This window comes from Arthrobacter sp. R4 (genome assembly GCF_051365025.1).
Classification (GTDB): Bacteria; Actinomycetota; Actinomycetes; order Actinomycetales; family Micrococcaceae; genus Arthrobacter.
In genome coordinates, this window is the sequence record NZ_JBLWIJ010000015.1 from 72,127 (window position 1) to 92,520 (window position 20,394).

A 20,394-nucleotide genomic window follows, 5' to 3' on the forward strand; every position below is an offset into this window, starting at 1 on the left:
GCCAGCAGGCTATAACGCCTTCACAGCACCCAGGACTTTGGCCAGCGAATCCTTGGCGTCGCCGAACAGCAGGGAAGTCTGCGGTTCATAGAGCAGCTCGTTCTCGATTCCCGCGAAACCGGGCCGCATCGAGCGCTTCAGGAAGATCACTTGGCGGGCGTCGGAGACCTCCAGGATGGGCATGCCGTAGATCGGCGAGCCGGAGGACGTCTTCGCCGCCGGGTTCACCACATCGTTGGCGCCCACCACCAGCGCCACGTCCGCGGTCCGGAACTCAGAGTTGATCTCGCCCATCTCCTTGAGCGACTCGTACGGCACATTGGCCTCGGCCAGAAGCACGTTCATGTGCCCCGGCATCCGCCCGGCCACCGGGTGGATGGCGAAGTCCACCTCGATGCCCCGGGCCTCCAGGGCCAGGGCCAGCTCGGCGGCGGTATGCTGTCCCTGCGCCACGGCCAGGCCATAGCCAGGCACAATGATGACCCGCTGCGCGTAGCCCAGCAGCACTGCGACGTCCTCCGCGCTGGAGGACCTCACGGGACGTTCGCTCACGGCGGTGGATCCCGCCGTCGAACCTCCCCTAAAGGCGCCGAACAGGATGCCGGCCACGCTGCGGCCCATGGCCGCGGCCATGGCGCGGGTGAGGATGGTACCGGAGGCACCCACCAGGGTTCCCGCCACCACCAGCAGCACGTTGCCCAGCACCACGCCGGACGCGGCCACGGCGAGGCCGGTGAACGCGTTCAGCAGGGAAATGACGATCGGCACATCCGCGCCGCCCACCGGCAGCACCAGCAGCACGCCGGCCGCCAGTCCCAGGACCATCAGCAGCACGGCGAGCGGCAGGGAACCGGTCAGGACGACGGCGACGGCGGTACCCACCGCGGCGAGCAGCACCAACGCCATCACCACAGGCAGTCCGGGGAAGACGACGGGGCGGGTGGTCATCAGTTCCTGGAGCTTCGCGAAGGTGACCCCGGACCCGGCGAAGGAAACTGCGCCCACCAGGAGCGTGAAGACAATGGCGAGCCGCACCCACGGATCCGGCGTATGGCCGAGTTCCAGGAGCGCCACCAGGGCGGCGGCACCGCCGCCCACCCCGTTGAAGAGCGCCACCAATTGGGGCATCTGGGTCATTTTCACCCGCCTGGCCACCGGGGCGGCCACGGCGGTTCCCACCGCGATGGCCCCGATAATCCACGGAATATTGTCCAAGCGTGAGGACAGGAACACCGTAACGACGGCGACCAGCGCACCGAAGGCACCCACCAGGTTTCCGCGGCGGGCCGTGCGCGGCGAGCTGAGGCCACGAAGGGCAAGGATGAAGAACACGGCCGCTGCCAGGTAGAGCAGGGCAGTCCAGACCGGATCGAGGAGGGTCATTGTCCTTCCCCCTTGCCTACGGCTTTCGTGCCGGTGCCATCCCTGCCTAGGGCTTCCTGGCGGCCCCGGAACATGTGCAGCATCCGGTCAGTAACCACAAAACCGCCCACCAGGTTGGCGGTGGCCAGCACAACGGCGAGCAGGGCCACGGCCAGGATCCCCGGATCGGCAGCCTGCCCGGCCACGATGATGGCACCCACCAGGATGATGCCGTGGATGGCGTTCGCCCCGGACATCAGCGGCGTGTGCAGGGTGCTGGAGACCTTGGAGACCACTTCAAAACCCACAAAGACGGCCAGGACCGTGACGGTCAGCAGGCTCATGCCGTCCATCAGATTCCTCCCTCGCTGGGGACAGTGTCGTTTTGGACCGTGGGCGAATGGTCCGGAGGGGCGGGGATGAGCGCCGCCAAAGCTTCGGCCGTGGGCAAATGCCGCACCGCGCCGTCGTGCGTGAGGCAGGCGCCGGCCACCACCTCGTCGTCGAAATCAGGGCTGGCCACCCCGTCCCGAGTCATCAGGGCCAGCAGGTTTGCCACGTTCTTGGCGTAGAGGCGGGACGCATCCGAGGCCATCGCGGACGGCGCGTCCTTCAGTCCCACCAAGGTGACGTGGCCCTGCCCGTCTGCTGTGGGTACCGGAATATCTTCGCCGGGAACCGAGCCCTCCACGTTGCCGCCGGATTCCGCGGCGAGGTCGACGACGACGGAACCGGGCCGCATGGCCTGCACCATTTGCCGGCTCACCAGCAGCGGTGCCCGCCTGCCGGGTACAGCCGCCGTCGTAATCAGGACATCCGCCTGGGCGACATGCGGCGCGAGCAGCTCACGCTGGAGGGCGCCGCGGTCGGCGCTGAGTTCACGGGCGTAGCCGCCGGAGGCCTCGGCCGTTTCGAGGTCGAGCCTGATGAAGGTGCCGCCCATCGATGCGACTTCATCCGCGGAGGCGGGCCGGATGTCGTTGGCGGAGACGCGGGCACCGAGCCGCTTGGCGGTGCCGATAGCCTGCAGCCCCGCCACACCGGCGCCAAGCACCAGCACCCGGGCCGGCGGCACGGTGCCGGCAGCGGTCATGTAGAGCGGGAAGAAGCGCGGCAGCCGGATAGCGGCCTCCAACACGCAGCGGTAGCCGGCTACCAGGGCCTGGGAGCTGAGCGCGTCCATGGACTGGGCCCGGGAAATGCGGGGCACCAGTTCCAAGGCGAAGGCCGTGACGCCGGCGTCCGCGAGCGCCTGGACGGTGGCCAGCTCGGACGACGGCGACGCCATCCCCACGGTAACGGCCCCGGGCTTCAAGGACAGGGCCGTTGCCGGTTCCAGCGGACGTACGTGGACCAGGATGTCCAGGTCGGCGGGATTCAGGGCTGGGACTGTCATGGCGCCGGCGTGCATGTATTCGTGGTCGCCGTATCCGGCTGGGTCCCCTGCCCCCGACTCGATCAGCACGTCCAGCCCCAGGCCGGCCAATTGCTTGACCGTCTCCGGGGTGGCGGCCACTCGCCGTTCACCCTCATGGCGTTCCCGCGGTATGCCCAGTTTCACCCGCCACTCCCCTCACAGCCGTGTGCGGCAGTGCCTCAGGGTCCGTGTCCGTCCGTTTGACCGGCGGGAACTTCGCGAGCGGCACTGCTGCACGTAGTTGGCTAGAGTCTATGGCCAGCACCGCTCCGGCGGCAGTAGCGCAGCAGGCTTATGTGGAAACAGTTACCCACAGGGGCCCAGAAAAGGCCCGCGGTCCAGCTCGAGGCAGGCAGAAGGGACAAGAGGCCGACGGCGGAACATTCCGCCGTCGCCCTCTTCTGTTTGTCTCGGCTACCGCCGGGCGGTCAGATCGGCCGAAATGAGCTTCGCCGTCGCCACGATTTCCTGCGCCACCGAGGCGAGATACGCATCCGGGTCCGGCTGGGCCCCGACGGACTGGGCCTGCAGGGACACGTTGACGGCTGCCACCACCTTGGGTCCGTCATAAACCGGAGCGGCGACGGACATGAGTCCAAGTTCCAGTTCCTGGTCCAGCAGGCACCAACCCTGGGTGCGGACCTTTTCCAGGACGGCCAACAGTTCCGGGACATTGCCAAGCGCGCGGGGCGTCAGCGGTTTGATCTCAGCGGCGGCCAAGTAGGCCTTCAGCTCGGCGGGCGGCAGCGCGGCCAGGAGCACCCTGCCCATCGATGTGGCGTACGCCGGGAAGCGGGTGCCCACCGTGATGCCAACGTTCATGATCCGGCGGGTGGTCACCCTGGCGATGTACGCGATATCGGTGCCGTCCAGTACGGCCGCGGAGGTCGACTCGCCCAGTTTCAGCGACAATTCTTCCAAATGCGGCTGGGCAAGCTGCGGCAGCGACAGTCCGGAGAGATACGCGTACCCGAGCTGGAGCACCTTGGCCGTCAGCGCGAACGTCTTGCCGTCGGTGCGGACATAGCCCAGTTCCACCAGCGTGTGCAGGAAACGCCGCGCGGTGGCCCGGGTGAGGTCCGTGCGGGCTGCCACTTCAGTGAGGGTCATCAGCGGGTGATCGGTATCAAACGCACGGATGACGGCCAGCCCGCGCGCCAGCGACTGCACGTACTGGTCGCCCGCCTGCGGAGCGGCCTGCGTGTCTGCTGGTGCGTTGGTCATGGTTACCAATCCTATTCGGCGGGAACTGGCAGATGCCCCTCAACTCATGGGTTTGAGGGGATCTGCTGCCAAGTTCGCGCCGGGGCCAGTGTTAATGCGCGACGGCGGGGGCTGCTGTGAGCGGGACCGGCACCAGTTCCTGGAGCTCCTCGAGGGTGCAGCCGAAGGTTTCGCGGACCTGGACGCCCTCAGGCCCGGTAAGGAACACCGCCTTGTCCGTGTACACGCGGGTCACGCAGCCGACACCGGTGAGGGGGTAGGTGCAGGCTTCCACGATCTTGGAGGCACCCTCGCGGGTCAGGAGCGTCATCATCACAAACACGTCCTTGGCGCCCGTGGCGAGGTCCATCGCGCCGCCCACGGCCGGGATCGCGCCACGGGCACCGGTGTGCCAGTTCGCGAGATCGCCCGTGGCGGAGACCTGGAAAGCGCCCAGGACGCAGATGTCCAGGTGCCCGCCGCGCATGATCGCGAACGAATCGGCGTGGTGGAAGTACGAGGCTCCCGGGAGTTCCGTGACGGGGATCTTTCCGGCGTTGATGAGGTCGCCGTCGATCTCGTCGCCCTTGGCTTCGGGGCCCATGCCCAGCATGCCGTTCTCGGTGTGGAGGGTGATGTCCTGGTCCGCGGTGAGGTAGTTGGACACCAGGGTGGGCTGGCCGATGCCCAGGTTCACGAACGAGCCGGGCTTGATGTCGCGGGCCACGAGCCGGGCGAGGTCGTCGCGGCCCAGTGGCGTCTCGGAGGTCTGGATGCTGGTCTGGCTGTTGGTCTGTGCGCTCATTTTCAGGCCACCTGTTCTGGTGTTCCGGCGGCTGCGGCCACGCGGACAACGGTGTTGACGTAGATTCCCGGGGTCACGATGTTTTCCGGGTCCAGTGCCCCGGTGGGGACGATCTCGGAAACCTGGACGATGCTCTGCTTGGCGGCGGCGGCCATGATCGGGCCGAAGTTCCGTGCGGTTTTACGGTAAACGAGGTTGCCCTTGCCGTCGGCTTTGAGGGCCTTGATCAGTGCGACGTCGGCGTGGATGGGGGTCTCAAAGACCTGGCCGCGGCCGTCGATGATCCGGGTTTCCTTGCCCTCGGCGAGCATGGTGCCGTACCCGGTGGGGGTGAAGAACCCGCCGATTCCCGCGCCGGCGGCCCGGATGCGCTCGGCCAGGTTGCCCTGCGGGACGAGTTCCAGCTCGATCTGCCCGGCCTTGTACTTGGCGTCGAAGTGCCAGGAGTCGGACTGCCGCGGGAAGGAGCAGATCATCTTCTTCACCCGGCCTTCCTTGATCAGCAGCGCAAGGCCCTGGTCGCCTTGGCCGGCGTTGTTGTTCACCACAGTCAGGTCGGTGGCGCCGCAGTCCATCAGCGCGTCGATCAGTTCGAACGGTTGCCCGGCATTGCCGAACCCGCCGATCATCACGGTGGAACCGTCCCGGATGCCGGCAACGGCATCGGCCACAGTGTCTACGAAATTCAGCATCGTTTAGCCCTTTCCTTTACGCCGAAGCACCGGCAGTGACGTTTTCAAGCACCACGGCCAGGCCCTGCCCAACGCCGATGCAGATCGCGGCCACGCCCCAGCGTTCACCCGAGGCCTGCAGCGACCGGGCGAGGGTGCCCAGGATCCGGGTCCCGGACGCGCCGAGCGGGTGGCCCATCGCGATGGCACCGCCGTGCCGGTTCACGATCGTGGGGTCGATGCCCCAGGCGTTGATGCAGGCCAGGGACTGCGCGGCGAACGCTTCGTTAAGTTCGACGGCGCCGACCTGGTCCCAGCTGATGCCCGCCTTTGCGAGGGCTTTGTTGGCGGCCTCCACCGGGGCGTAGCCGAAGTACTGGGGGTCATTGCCGTGAGCGCCGCGCCCCGCGATCCTGGCCAGCGGTTCGAGCCCGAGCAGCCCGGCGGCAGCTTCGGAGCCGATCCAGGCCGCGGAGGCGCCGTCGGACAACGGCGACGCGTTTCCAGCCGTGACCGTGCCGTTCTCGGCCCGGAACACGGTCTTCAGCCCGGCGAGCTTCTCGGCGGAAGAGCCGGCGCGGATGCCTTCGTCCCGGACCAGGTCCGTTCCCGGAACCGGGGCCACGAGGTTGTCGTAGAAACCCTCGTCCCACGCCGCGGCGGACAGGTTGTGCGAGTTCGCGGCGAATTCGTCCTGCGCCTCGCGGGTCACACCGTACTTCTCGCGCAGCCGCTCCGTGGCCTCGCCCAGGGAGATGGTCCATTCCTGAGGCATGGCCTTGTTCACCAGGCGCCAGCCCAGCGTGGTGGAGGCCAGGGTCATGTCCCCTGCGGGGTAGGGCTTTTCCGTCTTGGGCAGCACCCAGGGGGCACGGGACATCGACTCGGCGCCGCCCACCAGCATCAGCTCGGCGTCGCCGGCGTTGATCTGGCGCGAGGCGATAATCGCGGCATCCAGGGAGGAGCCGCAGAGCCGGTTCACCGTGGTACCCGGGATGGACACCGGCAGTCCGGCCAAAAGCGTACCCATCCGGGCGATGTTGCGGTTTTCCTCGCCGGCGCCGTTGGCGTTGCCGAACACAACCTCGTCGATCCGCTCCGGATCGAGCCCGGGCGCGCGCTTTACCGACTCGGTGATCACGTGCGCTGCCAAGTCATCCGGGCGGACGGCCGCGAGGCCGGAGCCGAACTTCCCGAACGGGGTGCGCACGGCGTCGTACACAAAAGCCTGATTCATGGTGCTCCTCTAAATCTGTGTGGGGCCCAACTAGGTAGCAGCTGATGTCGTTATGAGGGCTCAAAACGACATCTGCTGCTACCTAGTTGGGTGGGGTGCTAGTTGGGTGGGCCCGCGGGGGTGTCCGTTGCTGTGTTGTCCATGTCACGGAACACCTGCTGGGCGGTCTTGAAGGCTGTGTTTGCGGAGGGAACACCGCAGTAGATGGCGGTCTGGAGCAGGATTTCCTTGATTTCGTCCCTGCTCAGGCCGTTGTTGATGGCTGCGCGGATATGCATGGCCAGCTCTTCCCAATGCCCGTAGGCCACCATGGCGGTGATGGTCACAGCAGAGCGCATCTGCCGGCTGAGGCCCGGGCGGGTCCAGATGCCACCCCACGCGATCCGCGTGATCATGTCCTGGAAGTCGTCGGTGAATTCGTCCTTGGTGGCGTTGGCCCGGTCCACATGGGCGGCGCCCAGCACCTCGCGGCGGACCACCATGCCGCCGTCGTAAATCTCCTGGCTGGTGGCGTCCGGCTGGACGACGCCGTTCCGTTCACTGCCCGGAAGCCCGCTCACTTGGCTGCCTCCCGGGATTCGCTCCAGGAGATGAGGTTCCGGAGAAGATCGGCCACGTGCCCGGGTGCCTCAAACGGCGCCAGGTGCGCAACTCCGCCCAGCGTCACGGCGCTGGCAGTGCCTCCGCCGGCGGTAATTCCCGCCGCCACTTCTTCGGCGAACGACGGCGGCGCAACAGTATCCTCGGCACCCGCCAGTGCCTGCGTGGGGACGCTGATGCTGCCGAGGTCCCCGCGGACGTCAAAGGATGCCAGGGCCTCGCAGCAGAAGGCGTAGCTGAAGCGGTCGGCGTCGCGGAGGGCGTGCAGGAGGCGGCTGCTCCGCGCGGGTTCGCGGTCCATAAAGCCCCGCGCGAACCACCGCTCCGCGGAGCCCTGGATCATCACGGGCGTGCCCTGGCTGCGTACGGTTTCGGCGCGTTCCAGCCAGCCCTCGGGCGTGCCCAGCTTGGCGCCGCTGCACTGGACAGAAAGGCTCTTGAGGCGTTCGCCATGCTTGATACCGAGTTGTAGGCCGGTGGCGCCACCGAGCGAAACACCCGCGTAGTGGAAGGCAGCCCCGGGTGCGATGGAGTCCACGAGGTCCACCACTGCGTCCGCGAGGTCGGCCACGTCAAAGGTTTCGGTGGCTGCCGGGGAGACGCCGTGGCCGGGCAGGTCCCACGCCACGACGTCGTAGTCGGTGCCGAGCAGTGTTGCCGCCTCGGTCCACAGGAGGGTGGATGTGCCCAGGGACGGGCCCGCGACCAGCAGGGGCCTGTCCCCCAGCTGGCGCTGGGGCGAAAGCAGCACTGCCTTCAGGGTGGGTTTAGCCATGGTTGGCTCCGTTCGCGTCGTTGGCGGAATGGTTCTCTGCAGGAACTGGGGACTGCGCAAAGTCTGGAAAAGCAGCGAGGATACGCCGGGTGATCTCGGTGGCCTGGCCCAGGTAGCTGGCCGGATCCAGGAGCTGTTCCAGCCGGAGATCGGTGAGCTGGCCGGCCGGCACAGCCTCGCGGAGCAGGCGCCGGTAGGTAGCGGCCTGTTCCGCTGCCGGTGCCGCGAGGCTTCGGTCCACTACGGCTTGGAGTTGCTGCTTTCCGGTGGCTCCGTCCTTGTCCTCCAGAAGAGGCGCGACGGCGGCCCCCACCCCTTCGGCCAGCAGCAGCGGCCCGGCAAGGTCCAGGTTGCGGCGCATGGCGTCCGGGAAGACCTGCAGGCCTTCCGTCAGCTCTTTGACGTGCCCCGCGGCGGCCAGGGCCAGCCTTAGCAGCCCGCGCAGGGCAGGCCATTCCGTGTGCCAGGCCCCATCGGGACGTTCGTCGTTGAAGTTGGCGGCAGCATGGTGGAGCTGCGCCGCCAGCTGCGGCGCCTGGAGGGCGGCACTGCGAACCAGGACCGAGAGCATGGGGTTCTGCTTCTGCGGCATGGCCGAGGACACACCCCGGCCCGCGGCACGCGGTTCGGCGAGCTCGGCAACTTCCGGCCGGCTGAGGAACAGGACATCGGCGGCGATCTTGCCGTAGGCGTCCAGCACCGAGGCGAGCGCATGCCCGAGGGACGTGATGGCCAGGCGGTTGGTGTGCCACGGTGCGGACGCTGCGGCCAGGCCCAGCTGCGCGGCCAGCGAATCGGCCAGGCCAAAGGGCGTGGACGCCGTCCCGGAGGTCAGCACGGTCCCGGCGGCCAGTGTTCCTGCTGCACCGCCGAACTGTACCGGCAGCTCCAGGTCCTCCAGCTGCCTGCCTGCGGCGGCGATGCCGTGGAACCACTGCGCAGCGCGGAGCCCAAAAGTGAACGGCAACGAGTGCTGGGTCAGGCTCCTGCCCACGCACAGCGTTTCCGCGTGCTGTTCCGCAAGGGCGGCGAGTGCCGCCGTCGTGGTTTTCAGGTCTGCCAGCAGCGCCTCGACCGTGTTGCGGGCTAGCAGCATCAGGGCGGTGTCCAGCACGTCCTGGCTGGTCAGTGACGTATGCACCGCCTTCACTGCGCCTACGTTGGACGTGTCCCTCGCCCGGACCTGCTTCCGCAAATCGGCGAGGAGCGGGATCACGGGATTGCCTCCACCCAGGGCACGGAGCGCGATGTCTGCGGCGTCGTAGCGGCCGGCTTCCGCGGCGGAGGCCACGACGGCGGCGGAACCGGCAGGCGCCAGGCCCGCCTTCTCCAGCACGGCGGCCCAGCCGGATTCGACGGCGAGGATCGCCGCCAGCACCGCGCGGTCCCCGGTCAAAGCCAGCACCAGTGGTGATGCCGAGACGGGACTCAGCAGGCCGACATCGCCGTCGGCCGCGCTTCCGAACCTGCCCAGGGCGGGGTCGCTCATTGGAAGTCCAGGAAGACTGTTTCGTTCGGACCCTGCAGGTGGATGTCCCAGGTCAGCCCGCCGTCCGCATCGCGGCGTGCGATCAGGGTTTTGCGGCGTTCCGGATCCAGGGTGCTGAGCAGCGGGTCCTTGGCCAGGGCTTCCCCGTTCTCCGGCAGGTAAATGCGGGTGAACAGGCGGTTCGTCAGGCCGCGGGCAAAGAGGGCCACAGAAATGAACGGCGCAGCCCCGGGGGAAGTAGGGCCGGGGTTGACCGTAGTGAACGTGAACACGCCGGAGTAGCCTACGGAGCCGCGGCCCCAGCCGGTAAAGGTGTAGCCGTCCCGGACCAGCGAACCGGTCTTTTGGACAACCTTGCCGTCGGCGTCGGGCTGCCAGATTTCCAGGATGGCGTCCGGGACAGTCTCCCCGGCGCCGTCGTACACGGTGCCCTGGAGGCGGATGGAGCCCGGCGAACCCGGGGGCAGGAGTTCGTTGTCCTTCTCGAACGGCAGGGCGTAGCCGTAGAACGGGCCCACCGTCTGGCCGGGGGTGGGAACAAGCTGGGTGGTCTGGTTGCTCATTGCCTAGTCCTCATCACCTTCTGCGCCGAGCGCCTCGTTTTCGGTCCAGGTCCGCTTGGGCCCGGTCAGGATGATGTCCCAGTTGTAGCCCAGGGCCCACTCCGGCTCCGTGAGGTTGTGGTCATACTTGGCCACGAGGCGGTCGCGGGCGTCCTGGTCCACGATGGTCTGGTAAATGGGGTCCAGCGGGAAAAGCTGGTCGCCGGGGAAGTACATCTGCGTAATGATGCGCTGGGTGAACTCGGTGCCGAACATCGAGAAGTGGATGTGGGCCGGGCGCCAGGCGTTGAGGTGGTTCTTCCACGGGTAGGCGCCGGGTTTGATGGTGGTGAACCGGTAGGAGCCGTCCGGGCCGGTGATGCAGCGGCCGATGCCCGTGAAGTTGGGGTCCAGCGGGGCCGGGTGCTGGTCGCGCTTGTGGATGTACCGGCCGGCGGCGTTGGCCTGCCAGATTTCCACGAGCTGTCCGGCCACCGGGCGGCCGTCGCCGTCCAGGACCTTGCCGGCGACGATGATGCGCTCACCCTGTGGTTCGCCGTTGTGCTGGATGGTCAGGTCCGACTCCAGGGCGTGCACGTCCTGGTGTCCGAACGCCGGCGAGTACAGCTCGATGGTCTCCGGGTCTGCGTGGTGCAGGCTCTTGGTGGGGTGCCGGAGGATACTGCTGCGGTAGGGCGGGTAGTCCAGGCGGGGCTGGGTCTCGACGGCGGCGCCGTCCTTGAGTGCCCGAGCATAAGCGTCTCCCAGGGCGTTGATCTCTGCACTGAGGTCGGCCTGGGTCTCGATTGCACGGTCCAGGGGCAGGTGGCCGGCATGTGGTTCGGCGGCCGGTACGAGCTCGTCGGTGTCAAGCTGTTGGGCATTGGTGTGCTGCGGCACGGCTGGCTCCTTTCGTGGTTGCTTGCTGGTTGAGTTGAAGGGTTCCGGGGCAGCGTCAGCGCCGCTGCTGGTGGTCGTACTGCACAGCGTGCCGGACGGGGGCGTTGGGCGCGCCGTAGCCGTCATAGCTGCCGCGGCGTTCCACCATTTCGAAAAACACGCTTCCCACGGTGGCGGTGTAGAAGTGCAGGAACTCACCGTCGGCGTCGCGGTCGTAGAGGAGGTTCAGTTCCTGCAGGGTTGCCAGGAACTCCGGCGCCAGGCCGAACCGCGCGTCCAGGTCCTCGTAGTAGTTCGCCGGGATCTCCAGGAACTCCAGACCGCGGGCTTTGCAATCCCGCGCAGTGGCCACGAGGTCGTCCACGGCGAACGCGATGTGTTCCTGGTAGGTCCTGCGCGTACCGGTTCTCCCGCCGTCGGAGTCCAGAGCGTCCGAACCGTCCGAGGCGCCATCCTGCTGCATGAGCGGGGCAAGGTTCAGCACCAGGCGCACGGCGCGGCTTTCGGTGAGCATCACCTGGGATCGGACCAGGCCGGTGGGGCTGGGCACCTCGGCGAACGGCTGCGGTGCCAGGGCCAGGGCGCTGGTGTAAAAGAGGACTGCTTCGTCGAAGTGCTGCCAGGGCTGGGCCAGGTTCACGTGGTCGATCACGGCGGTAGCGCCCGCCGCGGGCACGTCCAGCCCCTCGCCGAATTCGCTGGTCCAGGCCGCTGTCCCGTCCGGGCTGCCCTGGCACAGGAAGATCTCGGTGGAGTCCGGGGCGGCGAAGCCCTGGAACACTTCCTCGTTGGCCTGGCTCTTGCGCGGCACTGCAGGAGCCTTGAGCTGCTGGGCCCGGGCGGAAGCAATCACGGGCGAATCGACGTCGAAGCCAAGGGCTGCGATCGCCGGCGAATCATCCCCCGACCCGGGGCCGGCTTCGTTGATGATCACCCGGGCGTGGCCCATGGTCCAGAGCTGGACATCCTTGGTGCGGTGGCGGCCGTTGAACTCGAAGCCCAGCTGGCCCAGGAGGGTTTCGAGCCCGGCGGTATCGGCAGCTTTGACCTCGGCAAAGTTGTACCCAGCCGGTTCTGCCACCTGGGGGAGGGTGGCCAGTTCCATGGGATAACGACGGCGGACCGGGGCTTGGGTGCCGGCCTCACCGGTGGCGGTGCTGGAAAGAACGGGAGCGTTGGCGTCCAGCCACTTGGCGCTCTGCTCCTCCAGCCAGATCAGCGACCGCATGCCGTCCACGGCAGTGCGCTCCACGTCCGACTGGCGGAAGACATCGTTGAAAATTTCCAGTGACACCGGGCCGGCATAGCCCGCGCGGACCACGTGTCCCATGAACTTGGCGAGCTCAAACTGGCCCTCACCCGGGAACACCCGGTAGTGCCGGCTCCAGGACAGCACGTCCATGGAAAGCTTGGGGGCGTCTGCCACCTGGACGAAGAAGATCTTGTCCGGATTGAAGGCCTCAATGGGTGCGGTGTCCCAGTCGCGGGACAGGATATGGAAGGAGTCCAGGCAGGTACCCAGGTTCGGGTGGTCCACGGCCTCCACGAGCCGGTGGGCGTGTTCGTAGTCGCTGACATACTTGCCCCACGCCAATGCTTCATAGGCAACCTTGACGCCGTGCTGGCCCGCGAGGTCGGCCAGCACGGCCAGCTGCTCGGTCCGAAGGTCGTCGCTGTCTATGCTGGCGGTGGCAACGTTGGAACAGACCAGGACGGTGTCCATGCCCAGGCGCTCCATGAGCCTGAACTTGGCGTCAGCACGGCGGAGGTTGGCTGCCAGGAGGTCCTCGGACACGCTGTCGAAATCGCGGAACGGCTGGTAGAGGTCCAAGGTCAGGCCCAGGTCCGCTGCCATCTTGCGCACGTCCTCAGGCGTCAGCGGTGACGTGACCAGGTCCTGTTCGAAGATCTCGATGCCGTCGAAGCCTGCGATGGCACAGGCCTGCATCTTCTCCATCAGCGTCCCGGAGAGGCAGACGGTGGCGATTCCGGTGCGCATCAGGCGGCCACCTCTTCCGCTGCCACGAGCTCCAGGAAATGCGACCGCATCCTGTCCGCGTCCGCCGTCAGCCCGGTGAAGATCCGGAAGGCATCCGCTGCCTGTCCCACGGCCATCCTGCCGCCGTCCAGGACGTCGCAGCCCCTGGCCCGGGCGCCGCGGACCAGTTCGGTGTCGATGGGGCGGTAAACGATGTCCGCCACCCAGTGCCGGGCTTCGAGCAGGTCAAGGTCAAGCGGGACACCCGGGTGTGCGGCCATTCCTACGGGGGTGCAGTGCACCAGGCCGTCGGCGAGGGGCAAAAGCTGCGGCAGCTCCGCCGTCGTCCTCGGCGTGACGGTGCTGTCAGGGAAGAAGCCAGCCAGTTCCTCGGCTTTCGCAGTGCCGCGTGCGGTGTCCACGTCCACCAGGTCCAGGGCCTTCACGCCGGCGGTGAGCAGGGCATAGGCGACGGCGGAACCCGCACCGCCGGCACCGAGCTGGACCACCCGGTCCAGCTTCGCGCCCGGGAGGCCGGAGGCGAGCGCGGCGCCGAAGCCGGAGAAGTCGGTGTTATGGCCTATGAACCGGCCGTCCTCGATCACCACAGTGTTGACGGCACCGAGCCGGAGGGCGTCCGGCGAAACCTCATCGAGGTGCTGCAGCACCAGCTGCTTGCAGGGGTGGGTGATGTTCAGGCCGTTGAACCCGAGGCTGCGGGCGCTCTGCAGCAGGTGGCCCACGGACTCCCCGGGGAGGCCGAGCTCCAGGAGGTCAATGGGACGGTACAGATAGCGCAGGCCCTGCACGTCGCCTTCGCGTTCGTGCATGTGGGGGGTGAGTGATGGCATCACGCCATCGCCGACCAGTCCTACGAGGTAGGACTCAGTTCGATTACTCATCCGTGCAGCTCCTTTGGTAACGGCACCGGGCGGGCGGCGCAGGCCCAGGCAGGCGCAGCAGGTCCGGTGTTAGGGATTACAGTACAACATTTGTTCATATCTCGCACTGTTGTTCGAGATGCGAACATTGGCTAGCGCTGCGGGAGCCGGGCGGACAGCTCGGCCGCCGCCTCCTGCAGCAGGGGGACGTGGGCTATGAGAGCTTCCAGGCTCAGGCGGAAGACCGGAACGGCCGTGGCCAGGGACGCGAAGGCGTGGCCCTGGGAGTTGAAAAGAGGAACCGCCACAGCCCGCATGCCGGTCTCATTTTCCTCATCCATCACCGCGAACCCCTGGCGCCGGACTTTATCTATTTCGGCGCGAAAGACATCACGGTCCGTGATGGAACGCTCGGTGAGAGGCTCGAGATCCAGCTCCTCCAGCAGGCGTTCACGCTCCGAGTCCTCCGCAAATGCCACCAGCGCCTTGCCCACGGCCGTAGTGTGCAGGGAACCGAGGTGGCCGGGATCGCTGGTCACCCGGAACATCTGCGGACCATCAACCTTGTTCACCGTCAGGTGGTGGTGGCCGTCGCGGACACTGAGGATGGTGGCCTCACCCGTCTGCTCGGTCACCCGCCGGAGCACGGGCATGGCCGTGCCGGCGAAACCGTGATGGTTGGACACCCGCTGGCCCAGCTGGAAGATGCGCAGCCCCAGATGGTAGCGGCGCCCATCCGCTTCGTAGTCCACAAAGCCGTCCCGCGTGAGCGAACCCAGCAGGCGGTACGTGGTGCTGAAGGGAAGATCCGCACGCCGGGAGATCTCCGCAGCACTGGCGCCGCGGGGTTCATCCCCCAGGAGGACCAGGAGGCCAAGCGCCTTGCCCACCATGTCCGTCCGGTCACCCTTAGCCGCCTTTGACTCGGCTTTTGATTCGGCGGCCATGTCATCGCCCACTGTGGTTTGGTTCACACTCATAACCTGATATTGCCACATGGTGGCAACTATTTCTAGATGGTGATTATTTTCTTGACAGGTGACCACCCTCACAGTCATCATTGCTATATCGCACAAGTAGCTCCCACCATGTGGCTACTGTCCGGGTTCCCCCGCAACTCCAGCCGTGCCGCACCGAAGCCTCCATCCCAGGCCGCGCCGTCGGCCAGCCCCTGATCCATCCGCGACAATGTCGTCACATCAAAGGAACTCCATGAGCCAGATACTTCCGTCCGCCGAGCCAGGCATCGCTGCCCCGGCCGGGACGCCGAAGAAGGCAGCCCTCGCAAGCTTCCTGGGCAGCGCCGTCGAATACTACGACTTCTTCATCTTCGGTTCCGCCGCCGCCCTGATCTTCCCCACGGTCTTCTTCCCGAATGCTGACGCGAACGCGGCCATCATGTCCTTCGCCACCTTCGGCTTCGCATACGTGGCCCGCCCGGTGGGCGCCGTCATCCTCGGCCACTTCGGTGACCGGGTGGGCCGGCGGAAGGTCCTGATGTTCACCCTCCTGCTGATGGGTGCCTCCACCTTCCTGATCGGCTGCCTGCCGGACTTCAACACTGTTGGCTGGTGGGCTCCGGCCCTGCTGGTCCTTGCTCGGCTGTGCCAGGGCCTCTCCGCCGCGGGCGAGCAGGCAGGGGCCTCCTCCATGACGCTGGAGCACGCCCCTGACAACCAGCGCTCCTTCTTTACCTCCTGGACCCTCACGGGCACCCAGGGCGGCCAGATCCTCGCAGCCCTCGTTTTCATCCCCGTCCTGGCCCTCCCGGATGAGATCAAGTACGGCATCGGCTGGCGCGTCCCGTTCTGGCTCAGCGCCGTCGTGGTTGTTGTTGCGTTCTTTATCCGCCGCACGCTGCACGAACCGCCCGCCTTCGAGGAAGCCCAGAAGACCGCCCAGATCTCCAAGCTCCCCGTCGCCGACCTCCTCAAAGCACACTGGCGCGACGTCCTCCGGGTCATCTGCTGCGCTTTCATTGCCGCCGTCTCCACCGTGTTCGGCACGCTGGCCATCAGCTACGCAAAGACCGTCGCCGGCGTGGACGGCACCACCACGTTGTGGCTCGTGGTGGGCGCCAACCTTGTAGCCCTGGGCACGCAGCCCCTTTTCGGCAAGCTCGCCGACAGGATCGGCCGCAAGCCCGTCTTCATCTACGGCGCACTCTCCAGCGCCATCCTTACCCCGGTCTTCCTGCTCAGCCTGGAATCCGGCAGCGTCCCGCTGATGTTCCTCGCAGCCATCGGGTTCTTCTCCTGCGGCTACGCTGCCTCCAACGCCGTCTGGCCGTCCTTCTACGCCGAAATGTTCAGCACAAAGGTCCGCTTCTCGGGCCTGGCGATCGGCACGCAGCTGGGCTTCCTGATGGCTGGCTTTGCCCCGGCGATCGTGGCAGCAATGGGCGGCATCAAGCCCGGCGGCTGGGTGCAGATCAGCATCTTCACCGCCATCATCTGCTCCGTCGCTGCGGTCTCGGCGCTGACGGCCAAGGAAACCTTCCGGGTTCCCACCAAGCAGCTCGGCCTTAAGTAACGCACCAGCCCACTTTTGAGACCGGAAAGCCCGCCATTCCCCCAAATGGCGGGCTTTCCCTGGTGATAAATGGGCTACTCCGGCAGCAAAAGTGCGACGGCAGGTGGCCGGAGAGTCAGGGCCGCCCGGTTTGGAGCACCTCGGCAAGATCGAAGTTAACCGGCTCTTCGAGCTGTTCGAAGGTGCAGGACTCAGGATCCCGGTCCGGCCGCCACCGGTTGAACTGTGCGGTGTGCCGGAACCTCTCACCTTCCATATGGTCGTACCTGACCTCCACCACCAACTCGGGGCGCAGGGGCACGAAGGACAGGTCCTTGCCCGCACTCCACCGGCTGCCTTCGGCGTTCCGCGGCGTCCGTTCGCCTTCCTCCTGCTTGGCCCAGGCCCAGGGATGTCCCTCAAAGTCGGTGACCAGTGGCTGGAGCTCGGCGAACAGTTCCTGGCGGCGCTTCATGGGGAAGGCGCCGATCACACCCACACTGGCCAAGGCGCCGTCGTCCTTGTACAGCCCGAGCAGGAGCGAGCCGATCGCATCCGGTCCGCTCTTGTGCAGCCGGTAGCCGGCCACCACGCAGTCCGCCGTGCGTTCGTGCTTGACCTTGAACATCACGCGCTTGTCCGGCTGGTAGCTGCTGTCCAGGTGCTTGGCCACGATGCCGTCCAGCCCCGCGCCCTCGAACTGCTGGAACCATTGCTCGGCGACTGCCCTGTCCTGGGTGGCGGCGGTGATGTGGATTGGTGCGCTGCTGCCGGCGAGCGCCTTCTCCAGGGCGGCCCGACGCTCGGAGAAGGGCCGGCCGGTGTAGTCCTCGTCTCCGAGTGCCAGCAGGTCAAAGGCGACGAACTTCGCCGGCGTCTGCTCCGAAAGGAGTTTCACCCGGCTTGCCGCCGGATGGATACGCTGCTGCAGGGCATCGAAGTCCAACCGGTCCCCCGACCGGCCCACCAGGACGATCTCACCATCCAGCACGCAACGCGGAGGCAGGTTGGCCTTCAGCGCTTCCACCACCTCGGGAAAGTACCGTGTCATGGGTTTCTCGTTCCGGCTGCCGATCTCTACGTCGTCGCCGTCCCGGAAAATGATGGACCGGAAGCCGTCCCACTTGGGCTCATAGCTCAGTGCACGCCCCTGCGGGACACCACCAAATCCACTGACGGCTTTCGCGAGCATCGGCGGGACGGGCGGCATCACAGGAAGTTTCATAGGCCCCATTCTTGCCCGGCGGCCGCGCCAGCGGTAGGCCCGATCCAGGAACAGCCCAGCTGAAAGCCTCGACACCATGCGCCGCGGACCTGTAGACCTTAACGATGGTCACCGTCGGCTTTCACGCCTCGCATGAACAGATCAGTCCCCGCCAGCTCCTTGAGGACGTCCAGCACGCGGAGCAGGCGGGTTTCGACGCCGCCATGTGCTCGGACCACATTGAGCCATGGTCTGCCCGGCAGGGCCACTCTGGCTTCGCCTGGTCCTGGCTGGGTGCCGCTCTGGCCACCACAAGCCTGCGCTTTGGTGTCGTCACCGCCCCGGGCCAGCGCTATCACCCCGCCATCACCGCGCAGGCCTCGGCCACCCTGGCGGGCATGTTCCCGGGCCGGTTCTGGCTGGCGCCGGGCAGCGGCGAAAACATGAACGAGCACGTCACGGGCGATGCCTGGCCGCCCAAGGAGACCCGCCAGCGCCGGCTTGAGGAGTGCGTGGACATCATCCGGCGCCTGCACCGCGGCGAGGAGGTCACCCACCACGGGCTGGTGACCGTAGAGCAGGCCCGGATCTGGGACGTGCCGGAACCCCCGCCTCCGCTGATCGCCCCTGCCATCAGCGTGGAGACCGCCCGCCGTGCCGCAGCCTGGGCGGACGGTCTGGTGACGGTCAACCAGCCGGCGGACAAGCTGAAACACATGCTGGCCGCGTACCGGGACAACGGCGGCCAGGGCAAAGCGGTCCTGCAGGTGCACCTGTCGTGGGCGCCGCGCGAGGAGGACGCCGTGGCCACGGCGCTGGACCAGTGGAGGACCAACACCTTCGCCCCTCCCGTGCCGTGGGACCTCCCCACTGCGGCCCATTTCGACGGCGTCAGCGGCCACGTCGGTGAGGACCAGGTCCGGAAGTCGGTGAATATCTCCGCCAGCCTGGACCGGCACGCGGAGTGGCTGGCCGGGTACGTTGACCTGGGTTTCGACGAGTTGTACTTGCACTTTGTGGGGCAGGAGCAGGCGCCGTTCATCGATACGTTCGGCACCGACGTGCTGCCGCAGCTGCGTCCGGCGGCCGTTACGGACCCGCTGGAGGCCAGGCTGTGAGGATCGCCGAGACCTCGGACCTCTGGTGGAAAAATGCCGTGATCTACTGCCTGGACGTCGAGACTTTCTTCGACGACGACGGCGACGGCACCGGTGATTTCGCCGGCCTCACGCAGCGGGTGGACTACCTCTCTGCCTTGGGCGTGACGTGCATCTGGCTGATGCCGTTCTACCCGTCACCGGACCGCGACGACGGGTACGACGTGACGGATTTCTTCACGGTGGATTCCCGGCTGGGCACCATGGGAGACCTCGTCGAGTTCATCCGCAGCGCCAAGGACCGGGGAATGCGCGTCATCGCTGACTTCGTGGTCAACCACACCTCCAACCAGCACCCGTGGTTCGTTGAGGCCCGGAAGTCCAAGGACAACCCGTATCGGGACTACTTCGTGTGGCGGAGCGACACTCCGCCGGACACCTCCTCCGAGGTGGTTTTCCCTGGTGAGCAGACCTCCCTCTGGACCAAGGATGAGCCCACCGGCGAGTGGTATCTGCACATGTTCGCCGAACACCAGCCGGACCTGAACGTGACAAACCCCAAGGTCCGCAACGAGATCGCCAAGGCCATGGGTCTCTGGCTTGAACTGGGCCTGGACGGATTCAGGCTGGACGCCGTGCCGTTCTTCCTCGAAACGCGGGGCCAGCCCAAGGACGAGGCCGCCAACCGCGATCCGCACGAATACCTCAGCGCGCTGCGCAGCTTCCTGGGCCGCCGCAACGGCAGCGCCGTGATGCTCGGCGAAGTCAACCTCCCCTACAAGGAACAACTGGAATACTTCGGCGGGGCCGAGGGCAACGAGCTGAACATGCAGTTCGACTTCATGACTATGCAGCACCTTTACCTGTCCTTGGCCCGCCAGGATGCCCGGCCTCTGACCGAGAACCTTAAGAGCCGCCCGCCACTGCACCCCGACAACCAGTGGGCGATGTTCGTGCGCAACCACGATGAACTGACCCTGGACAAGCTCAATGACGCCGAGCGCCAGGAGGTCTTTGCTGCCTTCGGCCCTGAGAAGAACATGCAGATCTACGGGCGCGGGCTCCGCCGCAGGTTGCCACCCATGCTCGGCGGCGACGCCGAAAGGATCAGGATGGTGTACTCCCTGATGTTCTCCCTTCCAGGCACCCCTGTTCTGTTCTACGGCGAGGAAATCGGCATGGGGGAGGACTTGCGGCAGAAGAGCCGCGCCGCGGTTCGCACGCCCATGCAGTGGAACAGCACCAGGAACGGCGGATTCTCAAGCGCCAAGGCGTCCGACCTCGTGGTCCCGCTGGCCCGCGGCGAGTACGGTCCGGCGAACGTCAACGCCTCCGCAGCCAAACGGGACCCGGATTCCCTCTGGAACTTCATGGCCAAGCTGATCCAGCGCTACCGCGAATCCCCGGAGCTCGGCTGGGGCGAGTTCGCAGTGATCGACCAGCCTGAGCCTGGCGTCTTCGCCCACACGTGCACCTCGGACGGGGCCACCATGGTGCTGCTGCACAACTTCGGCACCAGCACGGTCAAGATCACCGGGAAGGTGGGGCCTGAGGACGGGCCGAAGCGGGCGTTTAGGGGGGCCACCTTGCTGGACGTGCTCGACGGCGACAACGTGCCGCTGGAGCCCGACGGCGGCTTCAGCGTAGAGCTGGGCCGTTACGGCTACCGGTGGTTCCGCGTGCAGCAGCCGGGCGACCGGCTGGCGCCCTGAGCAGACTGGC

At 66.8% G+C, this 20,394-nt stretch carries 19 protein-coding genes; 3 read left to right on the top strand and 16 right to left on the bottom strand.

Annotated elements, in window-relative coordinates; all coding sequences use genetic code 11:
- Positions 1–9 precede the first annotated feature (9 nt).
- From ACLKOZ_RS10360 to ACLKOZ_RS10430, 15 genes are all read right to left on the bottom strand, one after another.
- Positions 10–1,383: an NAD(P)(+) transhydrogenase (Re/Si-specific) subunit beta gene (locus tag ACLKOZ_RS10360; protein WP_337352658.1), complete on the bottom strand. Its 1,374-nt coding sequence runs from the start codon at positions 1,381–1,383 to the stop codon at positions 10–12.
- Positions 1,380–1,715, bottom strand: coding sequence for an NAD(P) transhydrogenase subunit alpha (locus ACLKOZ_RS10365; protein WP_436474885.1), 336 nt, complete (start codon positions 1,713–1,715; stop codon positions 1,380–1,382). The genes ACLKOZ_RS10360 and ACLKOZ_RS10365 overlap by 4 nt, the downstream gene beginning before the upstream one ends.
- Complete coding sequence (locus ACLKOZ_RS10370) at positions 1,715–2,923, bottom strand: Re/Si-specific NAD(P)(+) transhydrogenase subunit alpha (RefSeq protein ID WP_436474887.1); 1,209 nt, start codon at positions 2,921–2,923, stop codon at positions 1,715–1,717. The genes ACLKOZ_RS10365 and ACLKOZ_RS10370 overlap by 1 nt, the downstream gene beginning before the upstream one ends.
- Before the next feature lie 270 nt (positions 2,924–3,193).
- Positions 3,194–4,003: an IclR family transcriptional regulator domain-containing protein gene (locus ACLKOZ_RS10375; protein ID WP_436474888.1), complete on the bottom strand. Its 810-nt coding sequence runs from the start codon at positions 4,001–4,003 to the stop codon at positions 3,194–3,196.
- Positions 4,004–4,094: 91 nt separating this feature from the next.
- Positions 4,095–4,787, bottom strand: a complete 693-nt coding sequence (locus ACLKOZ_RS10380) for a 3-oxoacid CoA-transferase subunit B (protein ID WP_436474890.1) — start codon at positions 4,785–4,787, stop codon at positions 4,095–4,097.
- A gap of 2 nt (positions 4,788–4,789) precedes the next feature.
- Positions 4,790–5,479 carry a 3-oxoacid CoA-transferase subunit A gene (locus ACLKOZ_RS10385; RefSeq protein WP_436474892.1) on the bottom strand — a complete coding sequence of 230 codons (690 nt, stop codon included), beginning with the start codon at positions 5,477–5,479 and terminating at the stop codon, positions 4,790–4,792.
- Between the two features lie 16 nt (positions 5,480–5,495).
- Positions 5,496–6,695 carry a thiolase family protein gene (locus ACLKOZ_RS10390; protein WP_436474894.1) on the bottom strand — a complete coding sequence of 400 codons (1,200 nt, stop codon included), beginning with the start codon at positions 6,693–6,695 and terminating at the stop codon, positions 5,496–5,498.
- Between the two features lie 98 nt (positions 6,696–6,793).
- Positions 6,794–7,255, bottom strand: a complete 462-nt coding sequence (gene pcaC / locus ACLKOZ_RS10395) for a 4-carboxymuconolactone decarboxylase (RefSeq protein WP_436474895.1) — start codon at positions 7,253–7,255, stop codon at positions 6,794–6,796.
- Positions 7,252–8,070: an alpha/beta fold hydrolase gene (locus tag ACLKOZ_RS10400; RefSeq protein ID WP_337348649.1), complete on the bottom strand. Its 819-nt coding sequence runs from the start codon at positions 8,068–8,070 to the stop codon at positions 7,252–7,254. Before ACLKOZ_RS10400 ends, pcaC begins: the two co-directional genes overlap by 4 nt.
- Positions 8,063–9,559: a lyase family protein gene (locus ACLKOZ_RS10405; protein ID WP_436474897.1), complete on the bottom strand. Its 1,497-nt coding sequence runs from the start codon at positions 9,557–9,559 to the stop codon at positions 8,063–8,065. Before ACLKOZ_RS10405 ends, ACLKOZ_RS10400 begins: the two co-directional genes overlap by 8 nt.
- A complete protein-coding gene (gene pcaG / locus ACLKOZ_RS10410; RefSeq protein WP_436474899.1) occupies positions 9,556–10,122 on the bottom strand; it encodes a protocatechuate 3,4-dioxygenase subunit alpha in 567 nt (188 codons plus the stop codon). Before pcaG ends, ACLKOZ_RS10405 begins: the two co-directional genes overlap by 4 nt.
- Positions 10,123–10,125: 3 nt before the next feature.
- Positions 10,126–11,001, bottom strand: a complete 876-nt coding sequence (gene pcaH / locus ACLKOZ_RS10415) for a protocatechuate 3,4-dioxygenase subunit beta (RefSeq protein WP_376047425.1) — start codon at positions 10,999–11,001, stop codon at positions 10,126–10,128.
- A gap of 55 nt (positions 11,002–11,056) precedes the next feature.
- Positions 11,057–13,000: a bifunctional sugar phosphate isomerase/epimerase/4-hydroxyphenylpyruvate dioxygenase family protein gene (locus ACLKOZ_RS10420; protein ID WP_436474901.1), complete on the bottom strand. Its 1,944-nt coding sequence runs from the start codon at positions 12,998–13,000 to the stop codon at positions 11,057–11,059.
- Entirely contained in the window at positions 13,000–13,881 is an 882-nt protein-coding gene (locus ACLKOZ_RS10425; protein ID WP_436474903.1) for a shikimate dehydrogenase, read from the bottom strand. Before ACLKOZ_RS10425 ends, ACLKOZ_RS10420 begins: the two co-directional genes overlap by 1 nt.
- Before the next feature lie 131 nt (positions 13,882–14,012).
- On the bottom strand, positions 14,013–14,840 hold the full coding sequence (locus tag ACLKOZ_RS10430) for an IclR family transcriptional regulator (protein ID WP_436474905.1): 828 nt from the start codon (positions 14,838–14,840) through the stop codon (positions 14,013–14,015).
- A gap of 232 nt (positions 14,841–15,072) precedes the next feature.
- Here ACLKOZ_RS10430 and ACLKOZ_RS10435 point away from each other — a divergent pair, with 232 nt between their 5' ends.
- Positions 15,073–16,392, top strand: a complete 1,320-nt coding sequence (locus ACLKOZ_RS10435) for an MFS transporter (protein WP_436474907.1) — start codon at positions 15,073–15,075, stop codon at positions 16,390–16,392.
- Positions 16,393–16,507: 115 nt separating this feature from the next.
- On the opposite strand, the gene ACLKOZ_RS10440 is transcribed toward ACLKOZ_RS10435, so the two are convergent.
- Positions 16,508–17,596 (bottom strand): ATP-dependent DNA ligase, encoded by a 1,089-nt coding sequence (locus ACLKOZ_RS10440; RefSeq protein WP_436474909.1) that lies wholly within the window; start codon positions 17,594–17,596, stop codon positions 16,508–16,510.
- A gap of 104 nt (positions 17,597–17,700) precedes the next feature.
- Between ACLKOZ_RS10440 and ACLKOZ_RS10445 the strand changes: the two genes are divergently transcribed.
- Complete coding sequence (locus tag ACLKOZ_RS10445) at positions 17,701–18,693, top strand: TIGR03885 family FMN-dependent LLM class oxidoreductase (protein ID WP_436474911.1); 993 nt, start codon at positions 17,701–17,703, stop codon at positions 18,691–18,693.
- Positions 18,690–20,384: an alpha-amylase family protein gene (locus ACLKOZ_RS10450; RefSeq protein WP_436474913.1), complete on the top strand. Its 1,695-nt coding sequence runs from the start codon at positions 18,690–18,692 to the stop codon at positions 20,382–20,384. The genes ACLKOZ_RS10445 and ACLKOZ_RS10450 overlap by 4 nt, the downstream gene beginning before the upstream one ends.
- The last annotated feature ends 10 nt before the right edge of the window (positions 20,385–20,394 follow it).